This window comes from Wolbachia endosymbiont (group A) of Anthophora plumipes (assembly GCF_964028115.1).
Taxonomy (GTDB): Bacteria; Pseudomonadota; Alphaproteobacteria; order Rickettsiales; family Anaplasmataceae; genus Wolbachia.
Genome location: NZ_OZ034756.1, coordinates 25169 through 45954 on the forward strand (window position 1 = coordinate 25169; position 20786 = coordinate 45954).

The 20786-nt window shown below is 35.8% G+C and carries 18 protein-coding genes, 2 tRNA genes and 1 rRNA gene; 11 read left to right on the forward strand and 10 right to left on the reverse strand.

Going from position 1 to position 20786, the window contains the following annotated elements:
- Positions 1-139 precede the first annotated feature (139 nt).
- Positions 140-628 (forward strand): transposase, encoded by a 489-nt coding sequence (locus tag ABWU75_RS00125; protein WP_151807721.1) that lies wholly within the window; start codon positions 140-142, stop codon positions 626-628.
- Positions 629-743: 115 nt separating this feature from the next.
- On the opposite strand, the gene nth is transcribed toward ABWU75_RS00125, so the two are convergent.
- Together nth and icd are read right to left on the reverse strand one after the other, a co-directional pair.
- Positions 744-1382 carry an endonuclease III gene (gene nth / locus ABWU75_RS00130; RefSeq protein ID WP_264732591.1) on the reverse strand — a complete coding sequence of 213 codons (639 nt, stop codon included), beginning with the start codon at positions 1380-1382 and terminating at the stop codon, positions 744-746.
- Between the two features lie 27 nt (positions 1383-1409).
- Positions 1410-2828, reverse strand: a complete 1419-nt coding sequence (gene icd / locus ABWU75_RS00135) for an isocitrate dehydrogenase (protein WP_353286819.1) — start codon at positions 2826-2828, stop codon at positions 1410-1412.
- 145 nt (positions 2829-2973) lie between these two features.
- Here icd and ABWU75_RS00140 point away from each other — a divergent pair, with 145 nt between their 5' ends.
- Positions 2974-3471, forward strand: coding sequence for an RDD family protein (locus tag ABWU75_RS00140; RefSeq protein WP_353286820.1), 498 nt, complete (start codon positions 2974-2976; stop codon positions 3469-3471).
- Between the two features lie 919 nt (positions 3472-4390).
- On the opposite strand, the gene sucD is transcribed toward ABWU75_RS00140, so the two are convergent.
- From sucD to hemF, 7 genes are all read right to left on the reverse strand, one after another.
- A complete protein-coding gene (sucD, locus tag ABWU75_RS00145) occupies positions 4391-5263 on the reverse strand; it encodes a succinate--CoA ligase subunit alpha (protein ID WP_253309325.1) in 873 nt (290 codons plus the stop codon).
- 3 nt (positions 5264-5266) lie between these two features.
- Positions 5267-6418, reverse strand: coding sequence for an ADP-forming succinate--CoA ligase subunit beta (sucC, locus tag ABWU75_RS00150; RefSeq protein ID WP_264735812.1), 1152 nt, complete (start codon positions 6416-6418; stop codon positions 5267-5269).
- A gap of 29 nt (positions 6419-6447) precedes the next feature.
- A complete protein-coding gene (gene rpsU, locus ABWU75_RS00155) occupies positions 6448-6648 on the reverse strand; it encodes a 30S ribosomal protein S21 (protein WP_064125049.1) in 201 nt (66 codons plus the stop codon).
- Positions 6649-6803: 155 nt separating this feature from the next.
- Positions 6804-6877, reverse strand: a tRNA-Pro gene (locus ABWU75_RS00160).
- A gap of 225 nt (positions 6878-7102) precedes the next feature.
- A complete protein-coding gene (locus tag ABWU75_RS00165; RefSeq protein ID WP_264687982.1) occupies positions 7103-7789 on the reverse strand; it encodes a 16S rRNA (uracil(1498)-N(3))-methyltransferase in 687 nt (228 codons plus the stop codon).
- Between the two features lie 28 nt (positions 7790-7817).
- Positions 7818-7889: transfer RNA gene (locus tag ABWU75_RS00170), tRNA-Glu, on the reverse strand.
- Between the two features lie 406 nt (positions 7890-8295).
- Complete coding sequence (hemF, locus tag ABWU75_RS00175; protein ID WP_264735810.1) at positions 8296-9120, reverse strand: oxygen-dependent coproporphyrinogen oxidase; 825 nt, start codon at positions 9118-9120, stop codon at positions 8296-8298.
- 160 nt (positions 9121-9280) lie between these two features.
- Here hemF and ABWU75_RS00180 point away from each other — a divergent pair, with 160 nt between their 5' ends.
- From ABWU75_RS00180 to ABWU75_RS05890, 4 genes are all read left to right on the forward strand, one after another.
- On the forward strand, positions 9281-11761 hold the full coding sequence (locus ABWU75_RS00180; protein WP_253309329.1) for a response regulator: 2481 nt from the start codon (positions 9281-9283) through the stop codon (positions 11759-11761).
- A 90-nt stretch (positions 11762-11851) separates the two neighbouring features.
- On the forward strand, positions 11852-12694 hold the full coding sequence (locus tag ABWU75_RS00185) for a ParA family protein (protein WP_353286821.1): 843 nt from the start codon (positions 11852-11854) through the stop codon (positions 12692-12694).
- Entirely contained in the window at positions 12691-13542 is an 852-nt protein-coding gene (locus tag ABWU75_RS00190) for a ParB/RepB/Spo0J family partition protein (RefSeq protein WP_264731549.1), read from the forward strand. The genes ABWU75_RS00185 and ABWU75_RS00190 overlap by 4 nt, the downstream gene beginning before the upstream one ends.
- A gap of 485 nt (positions 13543-14027) precedes the next feature.
- On the forward strand, positions 14028-14348 hold the full coding sequence (locus tag ABWU75_RS05890) for a hypothetical protein (protein ID WP_410541775.1): 321 nt from the start codon (positions 14028-14030) through the stop codon (positions 14346-14348).
- Positions 14349-14881: 533 nt separating this feature from the next.
- On the opposite strand, the gene ABWU75_RS00200 is transcribed toward ABWU75_RS05890, so the two are convergent.
- A complete protein-coding gene (locus ABWU75_RS00200) occupies positions 14882-15496 on the reverse strand; it encodes a hypothetical protein (RefSeq protein WP_353286822.1) in 615 nt (204 codons plus the stop codon).
- 153 nt (positions 15497-15649) lie between these two features.
- On the opposite strand from ABWU75_RS00200, the gene ABWU75_RS00205 reads away from it, so the two are divergent.
- The 5 genes from ABWU75_RS00205 to ABWU75_RS00225 all read left to right on the forward strand — a co-directional run bounded on the left by ABWU75_RS00205 (position 15650) and on the right by ABWU75_RS00225 (position 20759).
- Positions 15650-17153: ribosomal RNA gene (locus ABWU75_RS00205) — 16S ribosomal RNA — on the forward strand.
- 100 nt (positions 17154-17253) lie between these two features.
- Positions 17254-17631 (forward strand): succinate dehydrogenase, cytochrome b556 subunit, encoded by a 378-nt coding sequence (sdhC, locus tag ABWU75_RS00210; RefSeq protein WP_010963112.1) that lies wholly within the window; start codon positions 17254-17256, stop codon positions 17629-17631.
- Positions 17628-17984, forward strand: coding sequence for a succinate dehydrogenase, hydrophobic membrane anchor protein (gene sdhD, locus ABWU75_RS00215; RefSeq protein ID WP_353286823.1), 357 nt, complete (start codon positions 17628-17630; stop codon positions 17982-17984). Before sdhC ends, sdhD begins: the two co-directional genes overlap by 4 nt.
- A 76-nt stretch (positions 17985-18060) precedes the next feature.
- The gene (locus ABWU75_RS00220) at positions 18061-19353 is read left to right on the forward strand and encodes a hypothetical protein (protein WP_264732525.1); all 1293 of its coding nucleotides are present in this window, start codon (positions 18061-18063) and stop codon (positions 19351-19353) included.
- 116 nt (positions 19354-19469) lie between these two features.
- Positions 19470-20759 carry a sugar phosphate nucleotidyltransferase gene (locus tag ABWU75_RS00225; protein WP_353286824.1) on the forward strand — a complete coding sequence of 430 codons (1290 nt, stop codon included), beginning with the start codon at positions 19470-19472 and terminating at the stop codon, positions 20757-20759.
- Positions 20760-20786 lie beyond the last annotated feature (27 nt).

The following is a 20786-nucleotide window of genomic DNA, read 5'->3' on the forward strand; positions in this document are numbered from 1 at the left end:
AGAATTGATAAAAATAATATGGAAGATATCGAAATTGCTATAGACAGTACAGGAATTAGTATATACAACAACACACAGCAAGGAAAATAGCACTGACAGAAAATATCGTGGCTATGAGCAAACGAGAAAATTGCACGTAATGTTGAATATAAACAACAAAAAAGCCATAGCTGTAAAATACAGTAACGGTGTCTACTCTGATCACTATGGAGCTTGTGATTTGCTAAAAGAAGTTGATTTTCAGCATGCCATAAAAGCACTATATGCAGATAGAGCATGTGATAGGCACAAGTTTTATAAGTTGTGTAACGAATATGATATAAAGACAAAAATTCCACCAATAAACAATGCGGCAGAACATCCAGAAATAGATTATATGTCTGACAGGAATGCTGCTATTAGGTTAATAAAATTATACGGTGAAGATGGCATGAAAGAATGGAAAAAAGAAGTAAATTATGGGAAAAGATCTTATATTGAAGGGTTTTTCTCAAGATTAAAGCAAATATTCGGATTTAGTTTTAGGAATAAATCTGAGATAAATCGAGAAAAAGAACTGCTAATCAAATGCTATTTGCTTAATAAATTCACTGATATTGGTATGGCTAAATTTGAGATAGTTACATGAATTTACCATAAATCACCATCTCATAAAGTGTGATGCAACAAAGCCATCCCAGTGTCAGCTACTCGGATGATAAAAGGAAGGAATATCGGAGTGACAAGAAAGGGGTCATAGTGTGCTAGACTTTATACCTTTTGCATTCAAACTCACACAAATCATGAATTATACACGTTTCACACGAAGGCTTTTGCGCTTTGCAAACATATCTACCATGCAAAACTAGCCAGTGATGAGCATAAAGCAGGTATTCTTTTGGAACTACATTTAAAAGAGATTGCTCTGTTTTAAACACATCTTTTTCTCTCACAAGTCCAAGTCTATTGCTTACTCTAAAAACATGAGTATCAACTGCCAATGTTGGAATACCAAGTCCTGAATTTAAGAACACATTAGCGCTCTTTCTCCCAACCCCTGGTAAAGATACCAAATCATCGAAATCAGTAGGCACTTCGCTATTGTACCGCTCAATCAATATTTTGCTGAGCCCGATTATGTTTTTTGCTTTGGAATTATATAAACCAATACTGCTTATGCATTTTCTCAGCTCATTTTGCCCAAAACTCAGCATCTTTTCTGGCGTATCAGCGATATTAAATAGTTCTCTTGTAATTTTATTAACGCTTACATCGGTTGTCCGTGCTGATAAAACTATCGCAACTAGTAGTGTAAAATGATTGGTATAATTTAGCTCTATTTTTGGCGCAGGATTTGATTGTTGAAACTTTTTAAATATTAGTTCTATTTTTTTTGAATCCATTTCATTTATCACACCTCTTTTAAAGAATTAAGAAAAGAACCCCTCTTTCCCATCATATAAATACAACTTATCCATTCTCACCACGTCAAAGCTGTTTTCTTCAAGTTTGATTAGCAAGTTATTTACATCACTATTTGTAATAGCTTGCTTTTCATTATTTGCGATAAACCTACAGGTTATTTGATCGCTTGAAGATTTTGAGCTTCTTGGCCAAATTGCCAGTCCTTTTGAGTATATTGCTATCATTTGCAGATTATTTAATCCTACTATTTGATCAAAATTGCTGGATTTGTCCCAAGCAAGCGTTATATCACTACCCACTAGCTTTTTAACTTTGTAATCTTGTTCGTAATTGTCTTGTACTTTATTTATTTTACTATCTGAACCACTGCTAATTATAAGCTCAGATAATATTGTAGGTTTTTTCCCTAGATTATCTATAACAGCTTCTGCAAATTCTTTTGTACCAACTTTCTGTTTACTTCTTTTCTCCTTATACAAATCGGCAGTGTGTATTCCATCCTCTAAAGTCTTCAGCCATGCATCGTAGATTAGTTTTGCAGTACCCACTTGACCTATGTAAATTAGCATATGCACTGCAGCATTTAAAAGACCAGAAGGATTAGCTATGTTTTTTCCTGCAATATCAGGAGCAGAACCATGAACCGCTTCAAACATCGCATATTCATTACCTATATTGCTACTTCCAGCGAGTCCCACAGATCCAGAGGTTTGTGCCACTATGTCTGATAATATGTCGCCATATAGATTTTCAGTTACTATAACATCGAAATTCTCCGGTTCTGTGGCAACACGTGCCATTCCAATATCAACTATATAATGTTCTGCCTTTATGTCCTGGTATTCCTTTGCAATGCGATCAAACGCTGCATGGAAAGTTCCGTCAGTCATTTTCATTATGTTGTCTTTAGTCAGGCAAGTTACTTTTTTTCTGTTGTGTTTTTTCGCGTATTCAAAAGCATACCTGCATATCTTCTCTGAGCCAGATCTAGTAATAATTTTAGTGCATTGGTAAGAATCACCAGTGAGCCTATGCTCTATTCCGGTGTAAACGTCCTCTTCATTTTCGCGTATCACTACGATATCAAACTTATCGAATTTATTTTCTATAACAGGATGATATGAAATACACGGCCTGATGTTTGCATATAACCCTAGATTTTTTCTGAGTGCAACGTTCAAGCTCTTGTGGCCTTTACCTTGAGGAGTTGTTGTTGGAGATTTTAATAATATTTTTGTCCTTTCAATTGATTCCCAACCACTTGGAGAAATTCCGTGAGACCATTCCTTACTATAAACACGCTCACCTATTTCAATAATATCTATTGAGATCTTCGCTTCCGCTTTGCGCAATATCGACAGCACCGCTTCCATAATTTCTGGTCCGATACCATCGCCATACGCAACTGTGATTGGTGTTGACATAACTTCCCTAACTGTAAATGATTTAATGTTAATTCAAATAATAGAGTGGCACAAGTAGCTAATATTACCCAAATTAGTATATTTACGGTTATTTAACAACGTGCTTTTATATCATATGATGACATTATGAAATATAGGTGGGGTTATGGATACTGAAATAAATGTTAAAGTAAATTACGTAGGGTTTACAAGGCGTACTGTAACAGCAATACTTGACCAAATAATATTTTTCTTTCCTTCATTCATCTTATACATTGCATTGTTGGGCAATAATGAGGTTAATAATTTTCTTGACGAAATTGAACAGTTAACATCTCCTTATACAATCTTTACATCAGTGCTGTGTACAGTATTAGAAATATCAATGATAACAAGACTGGGAGGTACGCCAGGACAACTGTTGTGTGGTATGTATATCAAAGATGCAGACACATTTAAAAATACTACTCTTATGCAAGCAGCAATAAGGTGTATTTCTGAGACAGTTTTCTTGATTATTTCTTTTTTGCTGACTCACTATGTTTCTCAGTGGTTTATAATTTTACCAATTTTAGTTTTAATATTTGCGATATTCGACCGGCGCAAGCAGACTTTTTATGATAAAATTGCAAAAACAGTAGTAATAGATTATAAACCTAGTTGATATTTTTCTTTAGTTGTTACCACCAAGGGTGTTATTCCAGCGCGTGACGTTAGTTAGAATCCAAAAACCATGAGAGCTACAAAAAATTACTTTACAAACTCCGCCAGCCCCCTTATCATGAAACTGAAGCTATTTATTTATCTTCGCAATCTCTGCAGTGGATTAATGACAAAAAAACTTAATGTATTTGGCGTAAATCATGCTTAATTTTTGCACTATGTGCACCTCATGTCTTTATAAAACTTCTAGGTTTCTACCTATATAAGCTGAAACGCGCTTATAAAGCGTTTAAGACAGTAAAAGACGTCAAATAGACAAGGGAGAATTTGAATACTAGCTACCCTGGGGTTTCTTTGCCTTTTTTTCCGCTCAGTAAATTTCTTAACGTTTATAATTTAGGTTAGTCGCATTTAAAAGCAGCTAAATTGCAGCATTTAGAATAAAAAACGCCAATATTTTGAAGTACATATAAATAACTAGCCAACCATGGGGCTTCTTTTGCCTTTTTTTTGTTTGGTAAATTTCTTAATATTTATGACTAAAGTAATTTAGGCCTACCGACAACCGTCATCCCTGTAAAGGTCAAGTATCCCGCTACGTGTTAGCGGGATCTAGAGATACCGCGGCGGTATGACGGTCTGCGGCGGTATGACGATAACCTTGTCATCCCACTACGTGTTAGCGGATGAGATACCGCGAATGAATCGCGGTATGACGTAGAGTCAGCGTTAGCTATACTTTTATACTCACCAAATCAGTTTGCTTGCTTACAAGCAAACTTTCCTGGATCCAAGTAGTCAAGCTACTCGGATGACACCATTATAGAGTGAACCAGTGTCAGCTACTTGAGTGACACCCTTTCTAGCAGAAACTGCTCCTCAAATCACAACGTTCGTACAGCTGCGTTTTAGATTAGGCACTAATGCATTACTTCCAATACCTTCTTACCAATCACTGCAGGGGTTTCAGCAATTGCAATCCCGGCGCTCCGCATAACTTCTAGTTTTGCACCAGCACTTCCACCACTGGAAGAGATGATTGCTCCAGCGTGTCCCATACGTCTTCCTGGAGGTGCTGTTTGACCTGCTACAAAACCAACGATTGGCTTTTTAGTTTTTTCTGTTTTCACAAAATGTGATACATCTTCTTCTTCGTTTCCACCTATTTCACCAATAACTACAATACCATGAGTATCGTCATCTTTTAAAAAGAGCTCCATACAGTCGACAAATGTCATACCATGAACTGGATCCCCCCCAATTCCGATACACGTGGATTGACCAAGACCAACAGCGGTTGTTTGTGCTACTGCCTCGTAAGTTAAAGTTCCAGAACGAGACATAATCCCTATATGTCCACGCTTATGGATATGGCCAGGCATAATCCCTATTTTGCACTCTTCGGGCGTAATAATTCCCGGGCAGTTAGGACCAATCAATCGACTTTTTGAACGAGCAAGAGCATGCTTTACCTTTACCATGTCAAGTATAGGAATGCCCTCTGTAATGCAAACTATTAGCTCTATCTCTGCATCTATTGCTTCAAGTATTGCATTAGCTGCAAACTTAGCAGGTACATATATTACCGTGGCATTCGCATCAGTTTTTTCTTTGGCTTCTGCTACAGTATTAAAAACTGGTAAGTTAAGGTGAGTGCTACCACCCTTGCCAGGAGTTACACCACCAACCATTTTTGTTCCGTAGCTAACTGCTTGCTCTGAATGAAATGTACCTTGCGCACCAGTAAAACCCTGGCATATTAACCTTGTATCTTTGTTTACTAAAACGGACATACTCTATTTCACCTCTTGTACTATTTTCTGCGCAGCATCGCCCAGTTCATCTGCAGCAATAATATTTAATCCTGACTCTTCTAAAATTCTTTTTCCTTCTTCGAAATTAGTGCCTGATAATCTAACCACTAGAGGAACTTTAATGCTCATTTCTTTTACAGCCGCAACAATTCCACTTGCGATAATATCGCAACGCATTATACCACCAAATATGTTAACCAAAATTCCTCTTACGTTGCTATCAGACAATATGATTTTAAATGCTTCAGTTACAGTTTCTTTACTCGCTCCACCACCAACATCCAAAAAGTTAGCAGGCTCTGCTCCGTAGTATTTTATTATATCCATTGTTGCCATAGCAAGACCTGCACCATTTACCATGCAACCAATACTGCCATCCATTTTGATGTAACTGAGCCCATACTTTGAAGCCTCTATCTCTTCTTTCACTTCTTCATCATAATCACGAAGTTCCATAATTTCTGGGTGACGATATAAAGCATTGTCATCGAAATTAATTTTCGCATCGAGCGCAATAAAATCTCCAGAACTTGTTTCAACCAGTGGATTAATTTCAATTTGGCTCGCATCAGTTGCAATAAACGCATCATATATATTTTTTGCAACATTTGTTATTTTTTCTATTTGTTCTGAACTCAAATTAAAACTGCTGCTTAACTTGCTGCTATCAAAACTTGTAGCAAGATCAATATCAAATTTCACAATTTTTGCGGGAGAATTTTTCGCCACTTCTTCGATGTCCATTCCACCTTCTGAGGAAAATATGAATATTGGCCTACTGAGCTTCGGGTCAATTACCAGGCTTAAGTAATACTCTTTCTTAATGCTTGAGCCTTCTTCAATATATACTCTTCTTACTTGCTGCCCGCTTGGCCCTGTTTGATGAGTAACTAAAGTCATACCAATCATGTCTTTTACAAACTGTTGAGCTTCTTCAGCTGACTTTGCTAGCTTTACGCCACCGGCTTTACCCCTACCACCTGCATGAATTTGAGCTTTAACCACAAACACGTCAGATTTTAATTGACTTACTTGAGTCTTTACTCCTTCTGCAGATATAGTGACAAAACCTTTTGGCACTGGGACATTAAATTTATGCAAAATCTCTTTTGCTTGATATTCGTGAATATTCATAAAACAACCAATGATAAACTATTAAAAAATTACCAACCGTAACGCTGCCTTCTGCATTCTTGCTGGTGCCTCTTTTTTCTCGCTTCAGCTTTCTTTTTAGCTCTTTTTTCTGATTTTTTTTCATGATATTGTTTTTTCATTTTCAACCCTCTTCCTTCCTTTTGAATTGTTTTTTTCAATACTGGAAGAGCTCTGTCTACATCACCATAATGGACTGATACTTCAATCAAACTCTATACCTCCTTCGGTAATCATTTCAAAATTTATTTATAAATTAGAAAATTAACATTGTCAATTATTTTATAAACTTGAGCGTTAAACTGCAATATGAACGAAATGCCTTTAAAAGCTCTAACTATTAAAAGCGTTAAAACTTCTGCTAGCATCGGGGCGGAGAGATTTGAACTCCCGACCCTTTGGTCCCAAACCAAATGCGCTACCAGGCTGCGCTACGCCCCGACTTCTTTACTCAGAGTATCAATAACTCAGGCAAAATGCAAGATTCATTTGTTTATTTTAGAAAAAATATAATATAAGATTTAATATTATTTTAGAATATGTTTTTTATTAGCTCCTCTTTAGTAGCAAACTGCTTCGCAGGCGGCCTATAGAGTTTGTACAGTTAGCGCGTGCAACACTGAATCAGATTTCTCTATGGCCCAAACCTTAGCCATATTTAAAAATCTAGCTACACCAATTGGTGAAAGTTAGTGCAGCAACCACAGCAGTATCGACCCTTAAAATTCTTTTTCCTAGACTCAATTTTTGACAAAACTTATCGGCAAGATCAAGTTCATAAGATGAAAAACCACCTTCAGGGCCAACAATAATAGCAACATTTTTCTTACCTTTCAGCACTTTATCAGCTTTACCTGTTTCATCACATAAAACAAAATTTTTACTCTGGGAATCAGGTAACTCACAAAAGTTAATAGGAGGCAAAATCTCTGGTATACTCATCCTACCGGATTGTTCCGCAGCTTCGATTGCCTGTAATTTTGCTCTACTTAGGTTAATGTTTTTTACTACTGTACGTTCCGTTGAAATAAATTGAATGCAGGTTACTCCCATTTCAGTTGCCTGTCTTACTATGTTGCCTAAAGCACCACTTTTTACCATGGCACAATATAAGTATAAATTTTCCTCATATTGCTGTTGTTTAGTGCATTCTTTGAGTGTAACTTTTGTTAATTTACGCGATATATTAACTACTTCTCCTAACCATTCTCCATCCTTTCCATTAAAAAGAGAGAGATTATCATACTTCTTAAGCCGCATTACATTGCAAATATAGTGACTTTGTTGTGGATTAAGTGCTAAACTCACGCCTTGTGATAAAGCTTCTTCAAAATAAAGCCTAATTTTTCCCATTCAAAACTTTAATTATATTCTACTTGAGTGACTCTTACGGGATTTGAACCCGTGTTACCACCGTGAAAGGGTGGTGTCCTAACCACTAGACGAAAGAGTCAATGCGAATTAACTCAAGTTATATTGATTATGCACATAAAGTCAATTATTTTATGGCGCAAACGTCTTTCTCTATTCCATATTTAATATTCACTGAATTTATTTCAGATTTAGGAGTTTTAGATCCTAATTCTAATTGTTGTTCAACTTTTGTATCGGAATCATAGCCAGAATCGTAGCCAGAATCTCTACGCTCATATTTCTGCTTTATTTCTTCTACACTAAAGCCAGCCTTTTAGTGCATTGTAGAGACTTAGAGTCAGTTTAACACCTTTTATGTCATTGTTTTTGACAGATTTAATTAAAAAATTATCTATTATACCCATGATTATACCCCCTATATAAAAGCTCACTATCATGGTACAACTTTAAACTATGATGATTTATTTTCTGCTAATAGCAGCTCTCTATAACCACTTAACAAGTGGTGGCATTGACATCATAATTGCATCTGGATTGCCGTCAGTCATTAAACCAAACCTTGTGCCACGATCGTATAACAGATTGAATTCTACATATCTGCCACGTTTTATTAATTGATTTTCTCGTTGTTCTTTTGTCCAAGATTTTTGTATATGTTTACGTATGATGTGCAAATAAATTTCCAAAAAGGCTTCACCTACTGCTTTTGTGAACTCAAAATCATTTCTCCAATTGCCAGAACTCAGATTATCATAGAAAATACCACCAATGCCACGCGGCTCTTTTCTATGTGGTAAGAAAAAATAGTTGTCACATTGCTCTTTAAATTTTGGATAATATCCGGTGTCAAATCTATCACATGTCATTTTGATTGATTCATGAATATACTTGCAATCTTCTTCATTTTTATATATTGGCGTAAAATCCATCCCTCCACCAAACCATTGTTTTGAAGTATATATCAGCCTTGTGTTCATATGTGCTGCAGGGATAAGGGGCGATTGCATATGAGACACTAAAGATATACCGCTTGCCCAAAACTCTCCGTTACTTTCACTTGCACCAGGAATTTCATTAATGGCTGAATCTGCAAATTTTCCGTGTACTTTTGAAACGTTTACTCCAACTTTTTCAAAAACATTGCCAAAAATAATTGTAGATTCACCACCTCCACCACCTGGGCGATCCCACTTTCTTTTTTCGATCTTTGGCTCTGCGGATGATTGTTTTTCAATTAATAAGAAAGATTCTATGATCTTATCTCTTAGTGCACAGAACCACTTAAATGCTTGTGTTCTTTGTTTTTCCATAATATCCTCTCGCTAGCTTATTAACATTGTTATATCTGATATTTAAGGAACTTAATTAGATTTGGATGATAATTATCTATCAAAGACGTTAATAAATCTATAATAATTAAATCAATATAATAAAACATTTTCGTATGTACAACGATGCCAAGTAACAATAATGAATAAAAGATACATAGATAACAAAAAAGAGAACAGGGTTGATTTCATACTAAGAAATTATGGAATGTCAATTGTTGTGATGGCAGTTATTATGCTCTTACCTCCAGTAGCAATATCGATACTCTACTTTTTTGATATATATAGTCAGCATATTAATATAGAGATTAATTTATTAGTTAGCATTCTAACAACTCTCTTTATGATATATAATGTAAAACGCTACAGACACCTACTTAATACTATAGAATTTCAAAATGCAATATTTGCAAATGCACTAAACCATAATACAGAATTTTGCCTTATTTTACATAGAGATGAGGGTATTATTTATGCTGATGCAAGGTTCTACGAAAGGTTTAAAGATCATATAGATGATGACATTACGTTAGGCAAGATTTTTGAAATAGGAGATGTTTCAGAAGAAGACAAAAAAGTACTCTATCATGCACTAAAAAATAACTCTTCTGTACAAGTATGCATTTCCTTAAACAAGAAGAATAGAGTATCTAACTTTCTTTTGCTCTTTGAGCCGATACCAGATAATCCCCAAATTGCTATAAATAGTAATAAGATTTTAAATTTATCATTAGTGCCAATAGCAAGGCCAGATGGGTATTTTGTGTTAAAAGCAACACAGATAAACAAGGAGCAGATATATGAAGAGTTAATAGAAAAACACAGTATAGGAACTTACATTGCAAATGCCAAAGGGGTGATTTTATCTGTAAATAAAAGATTTTTAGATATATTTGAACTGAAAAAACTGGAAAAAGGTAGCTCAATCAGTGATTTTATATCTCAATCTAAATATAACAATACAACAACCGATAATGAAATTTTGTTTTTTACTATAAGTGGTATTCCATTCAAGGCTTATATGAGCACTGCTATATTTTGTGATAAATACAACCATAGCTATATATATGGCTTTATAACACCAACCGAATCAAATATTGTTGATTATCAATTACACCCTTGTTTTGCAAATTCATCAATTGCTATTGCACAATGTGACATAAACGGCAACTTTGTAAAGAAAAATACGGCACTAATAAAGCTTGCAGGGTCAGATAATAATTCAATCTTTACATTGATATTAGATAGTTATCATGTGAAAATACGTGAATATTTTTCGAGTAATAGAATAAATAATGCGTCCTTTGATGTACAGCTCAACGGCGATAATAACATAAAAATATATTTCAATAAGTTTCTTCATAATAAAATGATCTTCATACTTTGTTATTTTATTGACAATACTGAACACAAAAACCTAGAGATAAAGCTTGAGCATTATCAAAAGATGCAAGCTATAGGGCAGTTAGCAGGTGGTATTGCGCATGATTTCAACAATATATTGACTGGGATAATAGGATTTTGCGATTTGCTTTTACTCCAACATTCAGCTGGTGATCCATCTTTTGGAGATATAATACAGATACAGCAAAATGCAAAGCGTGGATCAAATTTAGTAAGACAATTGCTTGCTTTTTCAAGAAGACAGACCTTGCAGCCAAAAATTATTGATGTAAATAGTACTATAGCTAATCTTTATGAAATGATAAAAAGATTAATAGGTGAAAATATAAAGTTTAATATTTATTATGGTAGAGACTTGGGTGCTGTTAGGGCTGATCAAGGGCAATTAGAGCAAGTTATACTTAACTTAGCAGTCAATGCTAGTGCTGCTATGGAAAAGGGCGGAGAATTAACTATACGAACCTTTAATCAAAAGATTGACTCACTAAATTCTACATCTCAGGACATGTTTTCTCCAGACAAGGAAACGATCGAACATGGAAATTATGTTGTGATTGAAGTAATTGATACTGGATGTGGAATGACAAGTGATACAATTGAAAAGGCATTTGACCCATTTTTTTCTACCAAAGATATTACCTCTGGTACAGGCCTTGGCCTCTCTACTGTATATGGCATTATTAAACAAACTGAAGGATACATCTATGTTGCTAGCAAAGTAAATCATGGAACTAAATTTAGCATATTTTTGCCCATGGTTTACATATCAGATGAAAATCTGATAGAGGAAGATAGTGAAGAAATAGAAAGACCAGTAGTAAGTGAAATTAAAGGTAATGGTATAATTTTATTGATTGAAGATGAAAATTCAGTAAGGGAATTCATCTCTAAAGCACTCAAAAGAAAAGGATTTGATGTAATAGAAGCGAGCATAGGCAGCGAGGCGCTAGAAATAATCAGTAAAAAAAATCAACACATAGATCTAATAATCACTGATGTAATCATGCCAGAGGTGAGTGGTCCAGAAATAGTTAAAGAAGCATTGATCCATAGGCCAAATATCAACGTTATTTTTATTTCTGGGTATGCAGAAGATGCTTTTTTAAAGAGTGATGACATCAATATAGAAGATTTTCACTTTTTGCCAAAACCATTCACTCTGAATGAATTAGGAAACAAGGTTCAAAGTGTGTTACACAAAGCAAAAAAGACAGTCTAATTTTAGTGTGATTAGCAACAAAAAAATTTTCTAATGCAAAAGTTTCTTGCATATATACAATAGAATTATTTTATACATAAGATAAAAGGCGTGAGCAAGATTATTGCAATAGTAAATCAAAAGGGTGGAGTTGGCAAAACCACAACTAGTATAAATTTATCGACAGCCTTTGCTGCTGTGGGAAAAAGCACTTTATTGGTAGATCTTGATCCTCAAGGAAATGCTAGCACCGGACTCGGGATTTCTTATCGTAGTAGGGAAGAAAAAAATATATACAAAATACTACTGAGCAGCGAAAATAAATTGATAGAATCGGCAATTTTCAATATAAAGGAAATTCCAAATTTATCACTAATTTCGTCAGTAGTTGATCTGTCAGCTGCAGAAATTGAATTATCGCAACTTGAGCGAGGAAAATTTGTGCTAAAAAGCGCATTAGAGAAGATACGCGATAATTATGAGTATATAATCATCGATTGCCCTCCATCACTTGGGCTTCTAACCATAAATGCTTTGACTGCTGCTAATTCTATTATTGTTCCTCTTCAGTGTGAGTTTTTTGCTCTGGAAGGATTAAGCCATTTAGTTAAAACTGTAGAACTGATAAAAAGGAATAACCTAAACCCTTTTTTGGCAATAGAAGGGATCGTGTTAACAATGTATGACAGGCGCAACAAACTCAGTGAACAGATTAAAAACGATATTTGCCAGTATTTAAATGATAAAGTATACAAAACTATCATCCCATTGTATGAGACTGTTATTCCACGTAACGTACGGTTATCAGAAGCGCCTTCTCATGGAAAACCTGCTATTGTGTATGATCTTAAGTGTCCTGGTGTACAAGCATATATAAGTTTGGCAAGGGAAATTTTAAAAAAGCACGCGAGCAGCTGTAAGGAGAAGAAGCTAGTGAGTGAGGGCGTGGTATGAAGGATGATAGACGCCTCGGCAGAGGTCTTGCCGGCCTCATAGGCGATAATTATGATAATAAAGAAGATCGACAAGAATATTTGCCTATTTCATTACTGCACCCAAGCAAATTTCAACCGAGGAAACATTTTGACGAGGAGTCATTAAGAGAACTTGCAAATTCGATAAAGAAAAGTGGCATTATACAGCCTATCGTGGTACGCAAAGATTCAAATGATGATGGTTACGAAATAATAGCTGGGGAACGTCGTTGGCGAGCAAGCAAGATTGCAAATCTTGATAGTGCACCCGTTATCATAAAAGATCTGAGCGACAAGGAATGCTTGGAAGTATCCATTATTGAAAACATACAAAGGCAAGATATTAATCCAATAGAAGAAGGTGAAGCGTATAAGAGACTGATAGATGAGTTTTCCTATACACATGAAGAATTAGCTTCAACTATAGGCAAAAGCCGCAGTCACATAACCAATATGATTCGGATGTTGTCACTTCCTGATGGAGTAAAAACAATGATCAACGAAAAAAAGCTATCTATGGGTCATGCAAGAGCGTTGATTAATGTTGAAAATGCAGAAAGTATTGCAGAAAAAATAATTTCCCAAGGCTTAAGCGTTAGGCAAACTGAAAAATTGATAAAAGACTTACATCAAAGTAACAACCAAAAAGAGCAGAGATATACCAAAAATCAAGATATGGCAGCACTAGAAGGTGCTATATCTTCTCAACTTGGTTTAAAGATCAAAATTAATGACAGTAATTCTAAGGGTAAAGTTATGATACGGTATAATAATCCAAATGAATTGAATTTAATATTAAAAATTTTAAATAGGAAACTTGAGTGCTAGTAGAGCAAAAAGATAATATAAAATACAACTGTTGGTGTCACCCAAGTAGCATGGAGAGACAAAAATCACTTGACAAACTCCGCCAGCCCCCTTATCATGACAGTGAAGCTATTGTATTTGCTTTCGCCAATCTGCAGATTAAAAGGTAAGGATTACTTAATGTATCGGCGTCTTATGTTCAATTTTTTGCAGTATATAGATACTGTATGTCTTTACAAAACTTCATCTACATCTAGATTTTTATCTAAATAAGCTGAACGCGCTTATAAAGCGTTACAAGACATCAAAAAATGCCAATACTCGACAGAGATAGTAAAAGACTAGCTAACTCGGGGATTCTTTGTCTTTTTTTCTGCTTAGTAAATTTCTTAAACATTTGCAGCGTAGGTTAGTTGCAATTAAAAGCAGCTAAATCTTGCTTGTCAAGCGTTTAAAACATAAAAAACGCCAATATTTTAAAGCGGATAATAACCACGGGGCTTCTTTTGCCTTTTTTTTTATTTGGTAAATTTCTTAATATTTATAGCAACATGAACAAACATTTGAGAGTAACTTCCGCTAGTAGGGTGTCATCCCAGTGCGTGACACTGGGATCTAGCCTTTATTATGCAGTCACTTGGTTGAAATTAAGTCTTCTGGATCCCAGTGCCCCTATGATGTCATTCCAGCGCGTGACGCTGGAATCTAGTTCTTATTGTACATTTACTTGGTGTAGAGTTAAGTTTCCTGGATCCCAGTGTCTGGGCACTGGGATGACAGCAGTCCTACGTCATACCGCGATTCATTCGCGGTATCTCTTAACATAGATCCCGCTAACAAGCAGCGGGATGACACCTCTCTTGGGCTCTTTTAGCTACAAACGTTAAGAAATTTACCAAACGAAAAAAAGGCAAAAGAAGCCCTAGTCATTGTCTATTTTCAGTATTGGCGTTTTTTAAGTCTTAAACACTGCAATTTAGCTGCTTTTAAATACAACTTACCTTAGCTAAAATGTTTAAGAAAATTTACTAAGCAGAAAAAAAGGCAAAAGAAACCCCGTGTTAGCTAGTTGTCACTCTCTAATCCTGCAAATTGGCGTACTATACTGTCTTAAACGACTTATAAGCGCGTTTCAGCTTATATAGGCAAAAACCTAGAAATGTTGTGAAGACATAAGGTGCACATAGTGCAAAAAATTAAAAATAAGACGCCAACTACGTTGTTTTCTTGCTGTTTAATCTGCACAGATGAAGATAACTGAATACCTTCAGTTTCATGATAAGGGAGCTGGCGGAGTTTGTCAAGTAGGTTTTTCTTTTCTAACGGTTGTTGCCAAAAACTATACAAAAAGTCTAATGAGTTAACTTCCATATATCCTGAGTAGTTCTTGTGCATTAGCTTTGATTAGGATAGGGCATTTTCTGTCATTTAATAGGGAACGCAATATTTCAGTTGCACCTTTAATGTCGTTATTATGTATCTTTACTACAGCGATAGCTTCTTGGCTTGAATAAGGATACACTGCACTTGATTCTAAATTATCAATTTTATCTTTATTTATTTTTTCACCGTTGGAGTGAAGTAAGCTCATTACTTCTAAGTATTGTGCTAACTCACGCAAAACATCAGGAGCATCTTTATCATCTGCCAAATCATTATAAATAGATGCTGTGTTTGTTGGCATTGAATCTGAGATATGATTGAATGCGTGTTCAAAATTTGCTAAATACCCCCAATTTGAATCTATTTCTTCTAGCAGCGGCTTATTATCTTTTTTAAAGAATAATACTTCGTAAAACTTGTCACCCGCAGTTATAGATTGTTTTGTGTTATCAATGTTGCGCAATAAGTATAATGTGATGCCAACTAACATTGGTGCGAGTGCAAGCAGAAAGATGTATTTTTTCATGGTAATATTCCAAATAGTTATATATTTATACATTAATGCTTTTGATTTGCAAAAACATATTGACATAGTGATTATATCACATAATAATATTCTCAAAGTTGTTTGAATAGTTGGAGATTAAAATATTTCTAAAGTAGAAATAAAGACAGCAGTATTAAGCTAAATTATTTTTTGTCGGATTTATCCGATGTACCCTCAACCTTTTATAGGTTGAAGTCTAAATTTGAGAGTTTGATCCTGGCTCAGAATGAACGCTGGCGGCAGGCCTAACACATGCAAGTCGAACGGAGTTATATTGTAGCTTGCTATGGTATAACTTAGTGGCAGACGGGTGAGTAATATATAGGAATCTACCTAGTAGTACGGAATAATTGTTGGAAACGGCAACTAATACCGTATACGCCCTACGGGGGAAAAATTTATTGCTATTAGATGAGCCTATATTAGATTAGCTAGTTGGTGGGGTAATAGCCTACCAAGGCAATGATCTATAGCTGATCTGAGAGGATGATCAGCCACACTGGAACTGAGATACGGTCCAGACTCCTACGGGAGGCAGCAGTGGGGAATATTGGACAATGGGTGAAAGCCTGATCCAGCCATGCCGCATGAGTGAAGAAGGCCTTTGGGTTGTAAAGCTCTTTTAGTGAGGAAGATAATGACGGTACTCACAGAAGAAGTCCTGGCTAACTCCGTGCCAGCAGCCGCGGTAATACGGAGAGGGCTAGCGTTATTCGGGATTATTGGGCGTAAAGGGCGCGTAGGCTGGTTAGTAAGTTAAAAGTGAAATCCCGAGGCTTAACCTTGGAACTGCTTTTAAAACTGCTAACCTAGAGATTGAAAGAGGATAGAGGAATTCCTAGTGTAGAGGTGAAATTCGTAAATATTAGGAGGAACACCAGTGGCGAAGGCGTCTATCTGGTTCAAATCTGACGCTGAGGCGCGAAGGCGTGGGGAGCAAACAGGATTAGATACCCTGGTAGTCCACGCTGTAAACGATGAATGTTAAATATGGGAAGTTTACTTTCTGTATTACAGCTAACGCGTTAAACATTCCGCCTGGGGACTACGGTCGCAAGATTAAAACTCAAAGGAATTGACGGGGACCCGCACAAGCGGTGGAGCATGTGGTTTAATTCGATGCAACGCGAAAAACCTTACCACTCCTTGACATGGAAATTATACCTATTCGAAGGGATAGGGTCGGTTCGGCCGGATTTCACACAGGTGTTGCATGGCTGTCGTCAGCTCGTGTCGTGAGATGTTGGGTTAAGTCCCGCAACGAGCGCAACCCTCATCCTTAGTTACCATCAGGTAATGCTGGGGACTTTAAGGAAACTGCCAGTGATAAACTGGAGGAAGGTGGGGATGATGTCAAGTCATCATGGCCCTTATGGAGTGGGCTACACACGTGCTACAATGGTGGCTACAATGGGCTGCAAAGTCGCGAGGCTAAGCTAATCCCTTAAAAGCCATCTCAGTTCGGATTGTACTCTGCAACTCGAGTACATGAAGTTGGAATCGCTAGTAATCGTGGATCAGCATGCCACGGTGAATACGTTCTCGGGTCTTGTACACACTGCCCGTCACGCCATGGGAATTGGTTTCACTCGAAGCTAACGACCTAACCGCAAGGAGGGAGTTATTTAAAGTGGGATCGGTGACTGGGGTGAAGTCGTAACAAGGTAGCAGTAGGGGAATCTGCAGCTGGATTACCTCCTTGGGCTTTGCGCATAACTTACCATTTTTAATGATGGTGTTGTTATGTGCTATACTGCTGTCTTTACTTCTACTTTATTTTAATTTCCCAATAACGGAATTTTATGAGTGATAGGCCTCTTTCTCCACATTTACAAATATATAAAGTACAAGTTACTAGTTTTTTCTCTATTATGCACAGATTGACTGGTATCTTGCTATTCCTTTTATTAATGATACTTTCTTGGTATTTCATATTACATGTTTACTTTCCTGAGTTACTTATAGTAAGGTACTTAAATGCATTATTATTCACTCCTGTTGCTAAATTAGCTTATGTCTTATGTTTTATAAGTTTTGTATATCATTTTCTTAATGGTATTCGTCATTTATTATGGGATGTTGGGCTTAATTTAGAAATTACTGGCGTTTCAAGGAGTGCTATACTGCTGACAGTAACGTTACTTCTTTCTACTATGGCTTTTTTATTTATGTTTATATGAGTCAATCTGGAAATTCAGTACATCATTGGTGGGTCCAGCGTGTTTCTGCGGTAATTTTACTGTTCCTGTTTCCTTGGTTTATCTATTCATTTTCTTGCGCATTTTATACTGATAGCTCTTTGTCTTTTAGTGAAAAATTTATTAATCATCCTCTAGAGCTTTTATTTTTTGTTGTATTGTTGTTTTGCATTTTTTGGCACGCAGTTCTTGGAATGCAGGTGGTGTGCGAAGATTATATACACAGTGTGCCTCTAAGGATTTTCACAATTACATGCATAAAGTACTTATCAAGCATTACTTATATAACCCTCGCTTTTACAATCTTTGTCTTCTACAGGCATATTTTCTTGTAAAATTGCCAATTCTGTGTTAATATATTATTAGTGTACTAGTTTTATCATTGAACTATAGCGATTTTGGTTTAGCAATATGTTAGAGACATTGAAAAAGTGGGGAATAGACCTTACGCTAAAGGTGAAGGATCTATTTAGTTCATCTGAGTCTCAAGTTTATGTCAAAGACCTTAGAAAGGTAATGACGTATGATGGAAGGAAATGCCAGTATCCAAAAAATTATGATCAAATTGTACAGTCTGCTAAAATCATAGAAAACAAGGATATGCGTGGAAATGCTATACTGGATAAAGATAAAAATCCAACCTATAAACTTTTGTATGGTCAAAAAGATGAGAATGGAGAACAACCAAGTTTTAGATTATCTTTAGTTACCAAAGCTAATGATAGATCTTATTTTACTATCAATTATATAGACAATCAGGGTAAGCAAATTCCTATAGATTGGTTAGATAAGTCATACTTTGAGCCATTAGGCTTTTCGAGAATGGATTTGAAAAAACACGTGCCAATTTTTGAAGCTGAAAAAACTAAGGATCCTCAATATCCGTTTGAATTAACTAACTCTTCTGTGCTAACTAAAAAGGTAAAAAATAAAGAAGGTAAAGTTCAGGAAGTTGTTGATGAAAAAGGAAGAAATGGAGAATTATTATATACTAGTGATTACAAGAAGCTAAGCACCCATTTTTCAGAAATTAGAGATCAGAATAGTAATCTAGAGCTAGATAAAAGTCTTATATCTGTTCCTATCGTTTTTGCTACAAGCTTGGCTAAAGTTTGTACTAAATTGTTGACTTCTCTTCCTATAAAGTTAGGGGAGCATTTAATAAGCAAACAAAACCCAATTGCAAAGTCTTTTGGCTATCTTTTGTTCACCCCTGCAGCGGCAGTAAAAAATTCAGTAAATATGGTAGCTACCATACTTAAGGCTCCAATTTTATTGTTTGTAGCAGATAAGAAAAAGTATGGTGATGCTTACTTAACTATGTGGAAACACCAATTGAAAGGATGTTGGGAAGAAGCAAAAAGTGACTTTAATGTTATTAAAGGTGGAGAAAGGCTAAAGCCGGAGCAAAAGGATCATAAGCCACTTAGTATAGTGGGCACATGGGATGAGCTTGACGCTAGAAGGCCAGGTATTGAAAAAGACTTAAAAAAGGCGCTGAATAAAAGTAGTGAAAGTATAGATAAATCTAGAGAACCAGGTGTTGAAAAAAGCTTAGAGGAGAAGTTGCAAAATGAAGACAATGAAAGGATACCTGGGTCTAAAAAAGCAACTATCGATCAGAGTACCACTTCTCATGTTGATAAAGTACTAAGCAAACGAAATTCATTGCAAGATGAAAGAATTCAATCATCTTCTCGCTAGTTAGCCATTACTCTGCTGAATATCTACTCTCTATCTTAACTATTCCACAACAAAAACTTGCGTGCATTTTACCCTCAGTATAAGATATTAATTATTTAATTAGTTTTCTTAACTAAATGCGCCCTGTAATATTGTGTGGTGGTAGCGGTAGCAGACTTTGGCCTTTATCTAAGCCAAAGCAATTTCAGAAAATATTTAGTCAGAATACTATGTTTCAGAACACTTTATTGAGGCTAAAAAGTGGTTATATGCCGCCCATAATCACCACAAATATACAGTATGAGTCGTTAGTGATGGAGGAATTACATGCATTACAGGAATATAAAGTGGTTTTCGAACCAGTGAAAATTGGAACAGCAGCGGCGATATTAATTGCTGCACTTCTCTGCAATGAAAACGAGACAATGTTAATTCTGCCTTCAGACCATTTTATAGGTGATTTGAATAATTTTTATGCTTCTGCTCACAAAGCATCTCAGCTAGCTTCTGAAACTAACTCTATAGTTACGTTTGGAGTTAAGCCTCATGAATTCAATTCTGAATACGGCTATATAAATGCAGTTTATGATCAGAAAGAAAAATGTCATATAGTGAAAGATTTTACAGAAAAACCCGAGCGTAAGTTAAGCAACGATCATTACTGGAACTCTGGAATATTTGTGTTTAAAGCAAAACGCTACATAGATGAGATCAAAAAATCTGCCCCGAATCTTTACAATTTATGTTTTGCAAGTGTGAAACATTTCACACCGCAAGAGAGATTTCTGTATTTAAAACAACGAGATTTTGCAGGAATTGAAGGCGTCTCTATTGATTACTTGGTAATGGAAAAAGCAAAAAACGTTGCAATGATAGAAGCTAATTTCGATTGGCTGGATGTTGGAACTTGGAATTCAGTTTTAGAATTGAGTGAGAAGTTTACGTCGTCATTCCGACATGTAACAAAAAAAAGAGAGCCAGTTTCAACGACAGAAAGTAATAAAAATTTATTGGGTGGAGCTTATAAGCAACCAAACAAAAGCCTAATATCGTTTATTAATAAGGTTAAGAAAGCAAAAGCGATAAGAAGAGAAATCAAGCCATGGGGATTTTGTAGTATAATTTTAATAGGCGAAAATTTTCTTATAAAATATCTTTTTATAAATCCATTAAGCTGCACTTCTAAGCAATTCCATCACTATAGAGATGAATACCATATAGTACTATCGGGAGTTGGGTATGTTAGTTTAGGCGACAAAGAATATGCTATAGTAAAAGACCATATGATAGAAATCCCAAGGGAAGTTTCCCATAGGATTGAAAATAGAAGCACAAGCTCTCCACTTGAAATAGTTGAATTTCAGATAGGAGAGCATTTATCTGATAATGATATAGTGAGATTGGATGATGTATATGGAAGATTTTGAAATTCTAATGTTAAAGATACTCTATAA